Source organism: Streptomyces sp. NPDC054796 (genome assembly GCF_053611545.1).
Genome location: NZ_JBSHAO010000008.1, coordinates 96,530 through 109,204 on the forward strand (window position 1 = coordinate 96,530; position 12,675 = coordinate 109,204).

At 69.8% G+C, this 12,675-nt stretch carries 12 protein-coding genes; 7 read left to right on the top strand and 5 right to left on the bottom strand.

Annotated elements, in window-relative coordinates; all coding sequences use genetic code 11:
* The first annotated feature begins 152 nt into the window (after positions 1-152).
* From ACWGJ2_RS09355 to ACWGJ2_RS09380, 6 genes are all read left to right on the top strand, one after another.
* Complete coding sequence (locus tag ACWGJ2_RS09355) at positions 153-1,421, top strand: extracellular solute-binding protein (RefSeq protein ID WP_453345401.1); 1,269 nt, start codon at positions 153-155, stop codon at positions 1,419-1,421.
* Between the two features lie 156 nt (positions 1,422-1,577).
* Positions 1,578-2,570, top strand: a complete 993-nt coding sequence (locus ACWGJ2_RS09360) for a carbohydrate ABC transporter permease (RefSeq protein WP_453345402.1) — start codon at positions 1,578-1,580, stop codon at positions 2,568-2,570.
* Positions 2,567-3,397, top strand: a complete 831-nt coding sequence (locus tag ACWGJ2_RS09365) for a carbohydrate ABC transporter permease (RefSeq protein ID WP_453345403.1) — start codon at positions 2,567-2,569, stop codon at positions 3,395-3,397. The genes ACWGJ2_RS09360 and ACWGJ2_RS09365 overlap by 4 nt, the downstream gene beginning before the upstream one ends.
* A 116-nt stretch (positions 3,398-3,513) precedes the next feature.
* On the top strand, positions 3,514-5,064 hold the full coding sequence (locus ACWGJ2_RS09370; protein ID WP_453345404.1) for a glycoside hydrolase family 3 protein: 1,551 nt from the start codon (positions 3,514-3,516) through the stop codon (positions 5,062-5,064).
* A 99-nt stretch (positions 5,065-5,163) separates the two neighbouring features.
* Positions 5,164-6,246 (top strand): SIS domain-containing protein, encoded by a 1,083-nt coding sequence (locus tag ACWGJ2_RS09375; RefSeq protein WP_453345405.1) that lies wholly within the window; start codon positions 5,164-5,166, stop codon positions 6,244-6,246.
* Positions 6,247-6,604: 358 nt separating this feature from the next.
* Positions 6,605-8,101, top strand: a complete 1,497-nt coding sequence (locus ACWGJ2_RS09380; protein WP_453345510.1) for a PAS domain-containing sensor histidine kinase — start codon at positions 6,605-6,607, stop codon at positions 8,099-8,101.
* A gap of 219 nt (positions 8,102-8,320) precedes the next feature.
* On the opposite strand, the gene ACWGJ2_RS09385 is transcribed toward ACWGJ2_RS09380, so the two are convergent.
* Both ACWGJ2_RS09385 and ACWGJ2_RS09390 read right to left on the bottom strand, forming a co-directional pair.
* Positions 8,321-8,584: a WhiB family transcriptional regulator gene (locus ACWGJ2_RS09385; RefSeq protein ID WP_016469673.1), complete on the bottom strand. Its 264-nt coding sequence runs from the start codon at positions 8,582-8,584 to the stop codon at positions 8,321-8,323.
* A 319-nt stretch (positions 8,585-8,903) separates the two neighbouring features.
* The gene (locus tag ACWGJ2_RS09390; RefSeq protein ID WP_453345406.1) at positions 8,904-9,872 is read right to left on the bottom strand and encodes a diacylglycerol/lipid kinase family protein; all 969 of its coding nucleotides are present in this window, start codon (positions 9,870-9,872) and stop codon (positions 8,904-8,906) included.
* 83 nt (positions 9,873-9,955) lie between these two features.
* On the opposite strand from ACWGJ2_RS09390, the gene ACWGJ2_RS09395 reads away from it, so the two are divergent.
* Positions 9,956-10,381 carry a hypothetical protein gene (locus ACWGJ2_RS09395; protein ID WP_453345407.1) on the top strand — a complete coding sequence of 142 codons (426 nt, stop codon included), beginning with the start codon at positions 9,956-9,958 and terminating at the stop codon, positions 10,379-10,381.
* Positions 10,382-10,472: 91 nt separating this feature from the next.
* Here the strand turns inward: ACWGJ2_RS09395 and ACWGJ2_RS09400 are convergent, their stop codons facing one another.
* The 3 genes from ACWGJ2_RS09400 to ACWGJ2_RS09410 all read right to left on the bottom strand — a co-directional run bounded on the left by ACWGJ2_RS09400 (position 10,473) and on the right by ACWGJ2_RS09410 (position 12,648).
* Positions 10,473-11,441, bottom strand: a complete 969-nt coding sequence (locus ACWGJ2_RS09400; protein WP_453345408.1) for an RNA polymerase sigma factor SigF — start codon at positions 11,439-11,441, stop codon at positions 10,473-10,475.
* Positions 11,438-11,860: an anti-sigma regulatory factor gene (locus tag ACWGJ2_RS09405; RefSeq protein ID WP_453345409.1), complete on the bottom strand. Its 423-nt coding sequence runs from the start codon at positions 11,858-11,860 to the stop codon at positions 11,438-11,440. The genes ACWGJ2_RS09400 and ACWGJ2_RS09405 overlap by 4 nt, the downstream gene beginning before the upstream one ends.
* A 257-nt stretch (positions 11,861-12,117) precedes the next feature.
* Positions 12,118-12,648, bottom strand: coding sequence for an N-acetyltransferase family protein (locus tag ACWGJ2_RS09410; RefSeq protein ID WP_453345410.1), 531 nt, complete (start codon positions 12,646-12,648; stop codon positions 12,118-12,120).
* Positions 12,649-12,675 lie beyond the last annotated feature (27 nt).

Here is a 12,675-nt window from a genome sequence, read left to right on the forward strand (position 1 = left end):
GACCCAGCGGGGCGTCCCAGCTCAGATGTCGTTCCGATAACGGAAGCGACAGCGAGCTTTATACACCGTTGACACCCCTATAGGTCTAGGCCAAGCTGCGGGAACTGGTCTAAACCATTAAAGACCACATCCGGCGCGTAGGGGAGGATGCTGTGAAACGTGGGCTCATAGCCGCTGTGGGAGTCGCGGCTTTGACGGTGGGGGCCGCGGGCTGTGGGTCCGGGGACGAGGGCGGGTCCGGGGCCGACGGCTTCAAGGGCGAGACCCTGACGCTGTGGGCGATGGACGGCTCGACCCCGAAGCAGTGGGAGAAGGACGTCCGCAAGGCGTTCGAGAAGAAGACCGGGGCCAAGCTCAAGCTGGAGGTCCAGCAGTGGAACGGCATCCAGCAGAAGATCACCACCGCGCTCTCCGAGTCGGACCCGCCGGACGTGATCGAGGTCGGCAACACCCAGACCCCCGCGTACGCGAAGACCGGCGGTCTCGCCGATCTCAGTGACCTGAAGAAGTCGATCGGCGCCGACTGGACCGAGTCGATCAACAAGTCGGCGGTCTACGACGGCAAGCAGTACGCGGCCCCGTGGTTCGCGGTCAACCGCACCGTGGTCTACAACAAGAAGATCTGGGCCGACGCGGGCATCAAGGACACGCCCAAGACCCGCGACGAGTTCTTCGACGCGCTGGAGACCATCGAGAAGAAGACCGACGCCGAGCCCATCTACATGCCGGGCCAGAACTGGTACTTCTTCGACGGCCTGCTCATCGGCAACGACGCCGACCTGGTCAAGAAGCAGGGCGGCAAGTGGGTCTCCAACCTCGACGACCCCAAGGTCGGCGAGGCCATGGAGCTCTACAAGAAGTACGCCTCCTACTCCGAGGCCCCCAAGGACAAGGACGAGGCCACCCCGCAGCAGGCCGAGGTCTTCGCCAAGGGCAAGACCGGCGCGTTCATCGGGATGGGCTGGGAGGCCGCGACCGCGATCGAGGCCAACCCGGACATCGAGAAGGACGTCGGCTACTTCACCATCCCGGGCGAGACGGCCGACAAGCCCGAGGGCGTCTTCCTCGGCGGCTCCAACCTCGCCGTCGCCGCGGGCAGCGAGAAGCAGGAACTCGCCAAGGAGTTCCTCAAGATCGCGATGTCCGACAAGTTCGAGGGCGCCCTCGCCAAGGAGGGCGGCGTCATCCCGAACAAGCAGTCCCTGGAGGCGAACCTCAAGGGCAACGCCGCCGCGGAGGCCGCTGCGCCCTCCGTGCCCAGCGGCGGCCTGACCCCGCTCATCCCGGAGTGGGCCGCGGTCGAGAACCCGCCGAACCCGATCAAGACCTATATGACCGCCGTGCTCAAGGGGAAGTCCCACGCGGCGGCGGCCAAGGCGGTCGAGGGCGAGTTCAACAAGCGGCTCGCGCAGAAGCAGTAGCGCCCCACCGCAGCAGCAGTAGCGGAGCAGCGCAGCAGTAGCGCCGCCGCAGGACGGCACGCGGGACGGCATACCGGGCGGCCCCCGCACCCCAGGGTGCGGGGCGCCGCCCGCGGCCGGGCCGTCGGCAACTGGACCGTACGAGCTGGAGAGCAGATGTCAGTGCAGATCGGTGAGGCGCCACCGCCGGTGGACAGCGGGCCTCGACGGGAAGAGCGGGGCGGCGGCGCTCCGCCGGACAAGAGCGGGAAGCGGTCCAGATCCGCCCTGCCCTACCTGCTGCTGCTGCCCGCGCTGGCGGTGACGGCGATCGTCCTGGGCTGGCCGCTGGTGCGCAACGGCATGCTGTCGTTCCAGAACCTCAACATGACGCAGCTCATCCAGCACGTCACCGAGTGGAACGGCTTCGCCAACTACAGCGACACGCTGGGCAGCGAGAACTTCTGGCGGGTCACGGGCCGGTCGATGGTCTTCACCGTCGTCAACGTGGTCCTGATCATGGTCGGTGGCACCCTGACAGGGCTGCTGCTCGCCCGCCTCGGCGCCCGGATGCGGCTGCTGCTGCTCGTCGGGCTCATCCTCGCCTGGGCCATGCCGATCATCGCGGCGACGACGGTGTTCCAGTGGCTGTTCGCGCAGCGCTTCGGCGTCGTGAACTGGGTCCTCGCGCAGCTCGGCTTCACCTCGATGGCCGACTACAACTGGACCGGCACCCAGCTCTCCACGTTCTTCGTGATCTCGGTGCTGATCGTCTGGACGTCCATCCCCTTCGTCGCCGTCAACCTCTACGCGGCGACCACGACCATCCCCCGCGAGCTGTACGAGGCCGCCTCGCTCGACGGGGCCGGTGCCTGGAAGAGCTTCGTCTCCGTGACGCTGCCCTTCCTCAAGCCGTTCCTGCTCGCCACGACGTTCCTCGAAGTCATCTGGATCTTCAAGGCGTTCCCGCACGTCTTCGCGATCAACGAGGGCGGGCCCGACCGGCTCACCGAGACCCTGCCCGTCTACGCCTTCGTCGAGGGCGTCGGAAACCAGCACTACGGGATGGGCGCGGCGATCTCCATCCTCACCATCCTGATCCTGCTGGGCCTCATGTCGTACTACCTGCGCATCGTGCTCAGGCAAGAGGAAGAGGAGGGCGGGCAGTGAGGCGCTCACTCCTCGGCCGGATCTGGCCGAACGCGACCGCGCTGGTACTCTTCGCGGTCTTCGCGTTCCCCGTCTACTGGATGTTCAACACGGCCTTCAAGCCGAACCGCGACATCATCTCCGAGACCCCCGTCTGGTTCCCGGACAGTCCCACCCTCGAACACTTCACGACCGCGGTGAACGCCGAGCACTTCTGGTCACTGGTGCGCAACTCCGTCACCGTCACCGTCCTCGCCGTCGGCTTCTCGCTGGTCGTCGCGCTGCTCGCGTCCTTCGCCCTCGCGCGGATGCGCTTCAAGGGCCGCAAGGGCATCATCCTCACGTTCATGATCGCCCAGATGGCCCCCTGGGAGGTCATGGTCATCGCGATCTACATGCTCGTGCGCGACGCCGACATGCTGAACAGCCTGATCCCCCTCACGGTCTTCTACACGGTCATGGTGCTGCCGCTGACCATCCTGACGCTCCGCGGCTACGTGGCCGCGGTGCCCAAGGAGCTGGAGGAGTCCGCGATGGTGGACGGCTGCACCCGTACGCAGGCGTTCGTGAAGGTCATCTTCCCGCTGCTGGCGCCTGGCCTCATGGCGACCTCGCTCTTCGGGTTCATCACCGCGTGGAACGAGTTCCCCATGGTGCTCATCCTCAACAAGGACGCGGAGGCCCAGACGCTGCCCCTGTGGCTGTCGAAGTTCCAGACCGCGTTCGGCGACGACTGGGGCGCCACCATGGCCGCCGCCTCCCTCTTCGCCATCCCGATCCTCCTGCTCTTCCTCTACCTCCAGCGCAGGGCCGTCAGCGGCCTCACCGCGGGAGCGGTGAAGGGCTGAGGGGTCCTTCGACGTCTCCGCCGCCCCCGTCCGCCGCCGCGCCGCACCCCGGCGGCGGACGGGTCCGGACAGCAGCCAGCAGACAGGTCCAGCTCCAGCGAAGGGACCACGCGCCCATGACCACCCTCGTCCCCAGGACCGACACCCTCACCAAGGACGCCCTCGCCGTCCTCCAGCCGGGCTTCACCGGCACGCGCGCGCCCGCGTGGCTGCTGCGCAGACTCGAAGAGGGGCTCGCCTCCGTCGGCGTCTTCGGCCGCAACGTCGAGACCCCCGGACAGCTCGCCGCGCTCACCGCCGAGCTGCGCGCCGTCCGCCCCGACCTGCTGGTCGCCATCGACGAGGAGGGCGGCGACGTCACCCGCCTCGAAGCCCGCACCGGTTCCTCGTTCCCCGGCAACCTCGCCCTCGGCCGCGTCGACGACCCGGACCTGACCAGAGCAGTCGCCCACGAGCTGGGCCGCCGCCTCGCGGCCTGCGGCGTCAACTTCAACTGGGCGCCCTCGGCCGACGTCAACTCCGACCCCGGCAACCCCGTCATCGGGGTGCGCTCCTTCGGCGACGAACCCGAACTGGTCGCCCGGCACACCGTCGCCTACGTCGAAGGGCTCCAGGCGGCGGGCGTCGCCGCCTGCGTCAAGCACTTCCCCGGGCACGGCGACACCGCCGTCGACTCCCACCACGCGCTGCCCCGCGTCGACGCCGACCTCGACACCCTCCGCGCCCGCGAACTGGTCCCCTTCCGCGCCGCCGTCAAGGCGGGCACCAAGGGCGTCATGAGCGCCCACATCCTGCTCCCCGCGCTCGACGCGGCCCTGCCCGGCACCCTCAGCCCCGCCGCGCTGGGCGGGCTGCTGCGCGCCCCGGCGAGCGAGGGCGGGCTCGGCTACGAGGGCCTGATCGTCACCGACGGCATCGACATGCGGGCCATCGCGGGCACCTACGGCATGGAGCACGGCACCGTCCTCGCCATCGCCGCCGGAGCCGACGCCATCTGCGTCGGTGGAGGCCCCTCGGACGAGGACACCGTGCTGCGGCTGCGCGACGCGCTGGTACGCGCCGTGCGCGACGGCGAGCTGCCCGAGGAACGGCTCGCGGACGCGGCGGCGCGCGTGCGCGACCTCGCGCACTGGACGCGCGAAGCCGCCGCGGGCCCCGACGGCACCGCCGACGAGGAGGTCGGCCTGCGTGCGGCGCGCCGCGCCCTGACCGTCACCCGGCGCGCGGACGACACGCCCTACACGCCCCCGTCCCCGGAGCGCCCGCCCTTCGTCGCCGCCTTCACCCCGCTGGCCAACATCGCCGTCGGCGACCTGACGCCCTGGGGCGTGGCCGCCGAACTGGAGCGCCTGCTCCCGGGCACCGGGACGGCCACCTACGGCGCTGTCGAGGCTGCGGAGGACGGCACATCCGCGCTGGTGGCGAACGTGCTGGCCGCCGCGTCCGACCGTAGGATCGTCGCAGTGGTACGCGACGTGCACCGCCACTACTGGATGGCCGACGCGCTGGACACCCTCCTCGCGGCCCGCCCGGACACGGTCGTGGTCGAGATGGGAGTGCCCCAGGCGCAGCCCTCCGGGGCGCTGCACCTCGCCACCCACGGCGCGGCCCGCGTCTGCGGACGCGCCGCAGCGGAGGTCATCGCGGGCCGGGCGGCCGGCGCCTGACGGCCGCGGGGGCGGCGGGGGTCGCGGGGGCGCGAGCGAGCGGGCCCCGCAAGCCAGCAGCCAGCAGTCAACAGCCAGCAGCCACAGGAGGCACCCAGCATGTCAGCGCCGACAGCCTCGCCCATGGACGGATCCCCGCAGGTGCCGGGCCGGATCATGGCGGGCGAGATGGCCGAGCAGCCCGCCGTCCTGCGCCGCATCCTGGAGGAGGGGGCGCCCAGGATCCGCGAGGTCGCCGAGCACATCGCCGCGCGCAACCCTCGCTTCGTGCTGCTGACCGCGCGCGGCACGTCGGACAACGCGGCGCTGTACGCGAAGTACCTGCTGGAGATCCGGCTCGGCAAGCCCTGCGGCCTCACCTCCATGTCCACCACCACCGCCTACGAGGCCCGGCCCGACCTCACCGACTGCCTGGTCATCACCGTCAGCCAGTCCGGCGGCTCGCCCGACCTGGTGGCCTCCACCAAGGCGGCGCGCGAGGCCGGAGCCCTCACCCTCGCGGTGACGAACAACGCGCGCTCCCCGCTGGCCGAGGTCAGCGAGTTCCACATCGACGTCCTCGCGGGCGCCGAGAAGGCCCTCCCGGCGACGAAGACGTACACGGCGGAACTGCTCGCCCTCTACCTCTTCGTCGAGGGCTGGCGCGGCGGCGACGGCGCGGAGAGCGCCAAGGCGCTGCCAGAGCTGGCCGAGCGGGTCCTCTCCCGCCAGGACGAGGTCAGGCAACTGGCCGGGCGCTACCGCTTCGCCGAGCGCATGGTCCTCACCTCGCGCGGCTACGGCTATCCGACGGCCAAGGAAGCCGCGCTGAAGCTGATGGAGACCAGCTACATCCCCGCCCTCTCCTACTCCGGCGCCGATCTGCTGCACGGCCCCCTCGCCATGGTGGACAACATCTCGCCGGTGATCGCCGTGGTCACCGAGGGCAAGGGCGGAGAGGCGCTCCAGCCCGTGCTGGACCGGCTGCGCGACAGGGGCGCCGATCTCGTCGTCATCGGCAGCCAGGCCCAGACCGAGCGCGCCTCGGCGGGCTTCGCGCTGCCGACGGAGGGGCTGCCCGAGGAACTCCAGCCGATCCTGGAGATCATCCCGCTCCAGATGCTGGCCTACGAGGTGACCATCGCCCGCGGCCAGGACCCGGACGCGCCGAGGGCACTGGCGAAGGTGACGGAGACCCGCTGACGGGGAACGCGCGGCGGCCCGGAAAACACTTCGGGCCGCGGCGCGCGGGTGGGACCCTCAACCCGCCCGGCACCGCAGCCCGGAGCTCGGAGACTCCGGCGCAGTCAGGGCAGAGAGCGCCGTGAGCCTCGTTCTGCCCTCCTGTGCGGGGAGAGCAGAAGTTTCATCATGTGCCGAACCCCATGGGTTCTTTACCTGTTCATTGTGGACTAGACCAGTCTGACCTGTCCATGGCTTGAACGGACTTCTTGTCGCGTCCGTCCGCCGACGTTGATTCTTGCGCACGAGCGGCCCGTACGACAGCCATACGCGGCATCGCCCTCGAACGACCGCCGGTAGGCTCGCACACGTGCCCTCCATGAACGACCTCGTACGCCAGCACACCGCGCTCTCCGACACCGATCTGGAGTGGCTGCACCTGCTGATCTCCGAGTGGCAACTGCTCTCGGACCTCTCCTTCGCCGATCTCGTCCTGTGGGTCCCCACCCTCGACGGCACGCGCTATGTGTCCGTCGCGCAGATGCGGCCCAACACCGGGCCCACCTCGTACCAGGACGACATGGTCGGCCACCTCGTCCCCCGTGGCCGCCGCCCGCTGCTGGACGCCGCGCTCGACGAGGGCAGGATCGTGCGCGAGGGCGACCCGGAGTGGCGCGAGGAGGTGCCCGTACGCGTCGAGTCGATCCCCGTCCGCAGGGAGGGCCGGGTGCTGGGCGTCATCGCCCGTAACACCAACCTCCTCACCGTGCGTACGCCGAGCCGCCTCGAACTCACCTACCTCCAGAGCGCCTCCGATCTCGCCCAGATGATCGCCGCTGGCTCCTTCCCCTTCCCCGGCCAGCAGCTCGACATCGACCACATCCCGCGCGTCGGCGACGGTCTGATCCGGCTCGACGCCGACGGCGTCGTCCAGTACGCGAGCCCCAACGCGCTCTCCGCCTACCACCGGCTCGGCCTCGCCACCGACATCGTCGGCCTCCACCTCGGCCAGGCCACCGCCGACCTCGCGCCCTCCCGGGCCCCCGTCGACGAGGCGCTGGTGAAGCTGGCCTCCGGCTGGGCGCCGCGCGGGGCCGAGGTCGAGGCCAACGACTGCGTCGTCCAGTTGCGCACCATCCCGCTCAAGCCCAAGGGCATCCGCATCGGTTCGCTCATCCTGCTGCGCGACATCACCGAGGTGCGCAGGCGCGAGCGCGAACTGATGACCAAGGACGCCACCATCCGGGAGATCCACCACCGGGTGAAGAACAACCTCCAGACGGTCGCCGCGCTGCTGCGCCTCCAGGCCCGCAGGATGGACTCCGACCGTGGCAAGGAGGCGCTCAACGAGGCCGTGCGCAGGGTCGGTTCGATCGCCATCGTCCACGAGACGCTGTCGCAGACCCTCGACGAGCGCGTCGAGTTCGACGAGATCGCGGACCGGGTGCTGGCGATGGTGGCCGAGATCTCCCCGGGCCGCGTCAAGGGCTACCGCACGGGCCGCTTCGGCGTCCTCGGTGCCGAAGTAGCCACCCCGCTCTCGATGGTGCTGACGGAGGTGCTCCAGAACGCGCTGGAGCACGGCTTCGGCCCGGACCAGCAGGGCGCGATCGAGGTCGGCGCGGTGCGCGGGGGAGGCGTCGGCCAGGAGGAGGGGCGGCTGCTGGTCACGGTGCAGGACGACGGCAACGGGCTGCCGGACGGGTTCGACGCCAAGAGCGCGGGCAATCTGGGGCTCCAGATCGTACGGACGCTCGTGGAGGGCGAGTTGGGCGGCACGTTCGACATGGTCCCCGCGCCGGAGCGCGGCACCAGGGTGATCTTCGACCTGCCGGTCCCGGCGGAGAAGCGCGACAAGCGCGAGAAGGAGAAGTAGCCGGCCCTGAGGTGAAGGGGTGCGCGGGGGCGCCCCGGCGCGCGGGCGCCGTCGCGGAACATACGCATAGCACCGGGCCCCGTGCCCGTAACGGTGGACGTCTGAGCGTCTTCCGTACGGGGCACGGGGCCCGGTGCTATGCGTTTGCGTTGCGCTTATCGCGCATCGGGTGCACTGCGCGCTGCGGCTCGGGGGTGCAGGCGGTGCAGGGCTTCAGTCTCAGGCGGTCGCGGCGTTGTTCCGCGCCCGGTTGCGAGCGGCGCGGCGCTTCATCGCGCGGCGCTCGTCCTCGCTGAGGCCACCCCAGACACCGGAGTCCTGACCGGACTCCAGGGCCCACTGCAAGCACTGCTCCATGACGGGGCAGCGGCGGCAGACGGCCTTCGCTTCCTCGATCTGCAGCAGCGCAGGACCGGTGTTGCCGATGGGGAAGAACAGCTCGGGGTCTTCCTCGCGGCAAACGGCGTGGTGACGCCAGTCCATGGCTGCTACCTCTCCTCGTGTGGTGCGTACTTTGCTTGTGAATGTGAACGCTTTCACGAATCCCCCCACAAGGGAAGGGGCGCCGCCATGCATGTGATGAGGGTCCCACTGGAATGAGGAGGAGGATTCGGGCTCTCAAGGGGGCCTCCGTGAGGGGCCGTCCCGATCGCCATGAAGAGACTCGCAAACCTCGGCGACGGATACAACCCCTTGCGGAAACTTTTTTTTGAATCCACGGTATGGACTAGCTCACAGCCGTACTTCCAGTGGGTGGAGCCTGGTCTAAACGTTCGAGTGGAAGGACTTTCGGCCCTTCCACTTACACAATCACACGCAGTGCACGCCGTACGCCTGTGAAGCTCACGCTCTTTCGCACTCCCAGGTGGTCACCGTCCATCTGAAAGGGCAGTGGCACCTGGGAATGCAAGGTGAAGTCCGTCTGGTCGTGCAGCGTGATCGCGTGCTTGCCGTGAGGGCCGCGTTCGGGCGAGGACGTCAGGAGCTGGGTCGCGTAACGCGACAGCGCGGCGGGGGTCAGCCGGGAGAGTCCCAGCACGTCAAGGGCGGTGTCGAAGGAGGCGGCCGGCGTCGCGTAGACCGGGCGGTTGCCCAGATACGTCCACGGCGAGGTGTTGCACACTATGGACATCACCAGTTCTTCGACGGGCTCGGCGCCGGGCCGCTCCAGCGTGATCGTGCCCCCTCTGCGGTGCTGCTCCTGGAGGAAGGACCGCACGACCTGCCGGATGTAGAGCGCGTGTGTCGAGCGCTTGCCGCGCTCCCGCTGCTGCTCGACGCGGCCGACCACCCCCGCGTCGAAGCCGAACCCCGCGCAGAAGGTGAACCAGCGCGGCGGCACCCCCGCGTCGTCCGTGCCGGGCGCTCCGGACGCCACACCCAGGCCGACGGTGCGCTCACTGCCCTGCTGAAGGGCGTCCAGCAGGGCGCCCGTCGCCTCGACCGCGTGGTTGGGCAGGCCCAGCGCACGCGCGAAGACGTTCGTGGAGCCGCCGGGGACCACGGCCAGGCGCGGCAGGCGTTCTGGATCGGGGCCCTCGTGCAGCAGCCCGTTGACGATCTCGTTCACCGTGCCGTCGCCGCCGAGCGCGATCACCAGCTCGATCTCGCCGCTCTCGGCCGCCAGTCTCGCCAGCTCGCGGGCGTGTCCCCGCGACTCCGTGGTGGCGACCTCCAGCTTGAGATCGCTCGCCAGCGCGTGGGTCAGTACGTCGCGGGTGCGGGCACTGGTGGTGGTGGCTGCCGGGTTGACCACGAGAAGTGCGCGCATGGTGTGCAGCGTACATACCGGGTGGTACACCGGCCCAGCCCCGCACGTGGGGGCGGCAGGGGGCGGCGGGCTACCCTTCCTGTGTGAGTGAGAACCCCGCCTCCGACCACGTGCCCGGCACCCGTCCGCGACGGATCACGGCGGCTGCCGTGCTGACCGCGCTGGAGGGGGTGGTGGTCGCCGGGTTCGGCCTGGCCTCGCTGGTGCTGCTCTTCACCGACAAGCCCGACGACATGACGCAGGCCGTCACGATGGCGGTGACCGTGCTGGCGCTGGCGGCGCTGCCGCTGGCCGCGGCGCGCGGGCTGTGGCTGCGGCGCCGCTGGAGCCGGGGGCCTTCCATGATCGTGCAGTTGATGGCGCTGCCCGTCGGCTGGCAGATGGCGCAGAACGGCGGGATCTGGGTCGCCGCGGGAGCGGCCATCGCGGTGACCGGGGTGGCCGTGCTCTGCTGCCTCGTCAACCCGACGGCGACGGAGGCGCTGGGCATCGGCCCGCGCGACGCCTGACGCATGGCCGCCCGGGGACGGCCGGAGCCGCGGCGCCGGCGGGTGTGAGCGGGGGCGTGGCGTGGGCCGGTGAGCCCACGCCGGTGGTCGCCTATTCCTCGACGAGGAGCTTGTCGCGGAGCTGCGCCAGGGTGCGGGCCAGGAGGCGGGAGACGTGCATCTGCGAGATGCCGACCTCCTGGGCGATCTGGGACTGCGTCATGTTGCCGAAGAACCGCAGCAGGAGGATCTTCTTCTCGCGCGGCGGCAGCTCCTCCAGGAGGGGCTTGAGCGATTCGCGGTACTCGACGCCTTCGAGCGCGTCGTCCTCGGCGCCCAGGGTGTCGGCGACGGCCGGGGACTCGTCATCGGTGTCGGGAACATCGAGGGACAGGGTGCTGTACGCGTTCGCGGACTCCAGCCCTTCGAGAACCTCCTCCTCCGAGATCGACAGCCGCTGGGCCAGCTCGTGCACCGTCGGCGCACGGCCGTGCAACTGGGACAGCTCGGCCGTCGCCGACGTCAGGGAGAGGCGCAGTTCCTGGAGGCGGCGCGGGACACGGACCGCCCAGCCCTTGTCACGGAAGTGGCGCTTGATCTCACCGACGACGGTCGGGGTGGCGTACGTCGAGAACTCCACCCCTCTCTCCGGATCGAAGCGGTCCACGGACTTGATCAGGCCGATGGTCGCGACCTGAGTGAGATCGTCCAGCGGCTCGCCGCGGTTGCGGAAACGGCGGGCCAGGTGCTCCACGAGCGGCAGGTGCATCCGCACCAGGTGGTTGCGCAGTTCGGCCCGCTCCGGAGAGTTCTCCGGGAGCTTGCGCAGTTCGATGAAGAGGCTGCGCGCTCCGGCACGGTCGTGGGGGTCGAACTGCCCGGAGGGGCGGGCCGCTCCGTGCTCGTCCTGCCCCTGCTTCTCGTGCTGCTGCTGGTCCATCGCGTCCGCCCGCTCTGCCTGCTCCGGTCGCTGACTGCTGGGGTCGGCCGGGTGCGGCCGGGCCTGCTGCTCAGGGATGCCCGGGCCGGCCGCTGTCCCGTGGCGGCCCGCCCACAGCTCCCGTGCCTCGTGCTCGGTCACGATGCCCCTGGTCCCGCACCGCGCTTCTTGTGCAGGCTGATGCTGACCGTGCGGTCGTCCGACACCGCCGAGTCCACCTCTCCGGCCAGTGCCGAGAGCACCGTCCAGGCGAAGGTGTCCCGCTCGGGGGCGCGTCCGTCCGTCGTCGGGGCCGAGACGGTGACCCGGAGCGAGTCGCCGACGAGCTTGAAGACGCAGCTCAGGACGGAGCCGGGGACTGCCTGCTGGAGCAGGATCGCGCATGCCTCGTCCACGGCGATCCGAAGATCCTCGATCTCGTCAAGGGTGAAGTCCAAGCGGGCCGCGAGTCCGGCCGTGGCCGTACGCAGCACCGACAGATAGGCGCCCGCGGCGGGCAGCCGGACCTCGACGAAGTCCTGCCCGTCCTGCCCCACGGACTCACCTGCGATCTGGGACACCCTCACCTCCAAGGTGGCACAAGCCGGTTAGGCTCGTTCGCTGTTACGAGTGCGCTGGTCCGGGCCTTCCGAGGCGTGTCATCACCGCAGAAAGCTGACGGGCCGGCGCGATAGATGGTTCGGCTGCGACGCTATCGCGATCCGCGACGCGATGTCGCCCGTACGGATCTAGGTCGCACCATCTCGCAAGCGTCACCCATAGTAAACATATGGGCACTGTCTGTGGCTAGGGGTTGGGCGCCCGAAATCCGGGACGATTACTCTCCGTTGACACCGGCGAGCCTCCGAAGCGGCTCCCCTGACATCCGGAAGACCGTCCACTCGTCCATCGGTTCCGCGCCCAGCGACTTGTAGAAACCGATGGAGGGGTCGTTCCAGTCCAATACCCACCACTCGAAGCGTTCATAGCCCCGCTCGACACAGATTTCGGCAAGGGCTGAAAGCAGCTCCTTCCCGTGGCCCGAGCCGCGCGCCGAAGGACGCACGTACAAGTCTTCCAGATACACACCGTGAGTACCGGTCCAGGTCGAGAAATTCCGGAACCACAGAGCGAAACCAACCACATCACTCTCTGTGACCGATTCCGGGGCGGTTTCCGTGGTCGATCCCGCTTCGGCGGCCGGGGTCTCGGCGATCAGGGCGAAGACGGCGGGGTGCGGCCCGAAGAGCGCCTCGCGCAACTGTTCCTCGGTCGCCCTGGCATGCTCCAGCGCGCGCTCGTACTCCGCGAGTTCGCGGATCATCGCGTGGATCTCGGGGACGTCGGCTGGAGTGGCGGCTCGGATCATGCGGTGCAGGCTAACCGGTGGGTCTGA

What these genes read in the sequence shown, in the direction of transcription:
- ACWGJ2_RS09360 (WP_453345402.1), top strand. Translation starts at nt 1,578, where the DNA reads ATGTCAGTGCAGATCGGTGAGGCGCCACCGCCGGTGGACAGCGGGCCT.
- ACWGJ2_RS09375 (WP_453345405.1), top strand. Translation starts at nt 5,164, where the DNA reads ATGTCAGCGCCGACAGCCTCGCCCATGGACGGATCCCCGCAGGTGCCG.
- ACWGJ2_RS09380 (WP_453345510.1), top strand. Translation starts at nt 6,605, where the DNA reads ATGAACGACCTCGTACGCCAGCACACCGCGCTCTCCGACACCGATCTG.
- ACWGJ2_RS09370 (WP_453345404.1), top strand. Translation starts at nt 3,514, where the DNA reads ATGACCACCCTCGTCCCCAGGACCGACACCCTCACCAAGGACGCCCTC.
- ACWGJ2_RS09390 (WP_453345406.1), bottom strand. Translation starts at nt 9,872, where the DNA reads ATGCGCGCACTTCTCGTGGTCAACCCGGCAGCCACCACCACCAGTGCC.
- ACWGJ2_RS09385 (WP_016469673.1), bottom strand. Translation starts at nt 8,584, where the DNA reads ATGGACTGGCGTCACCACGCCGTTTGCCGCGAGGAAGACCCCGAGCTG.
- ACWGJ2_RS09410 (WP_453345410.1), bottom strand. Translation starts at nt 12,648, where the DNA reads ATGATCCGAGCCGCCACTCCAGCCGACGTCCCCGAGATCCACGCGATG.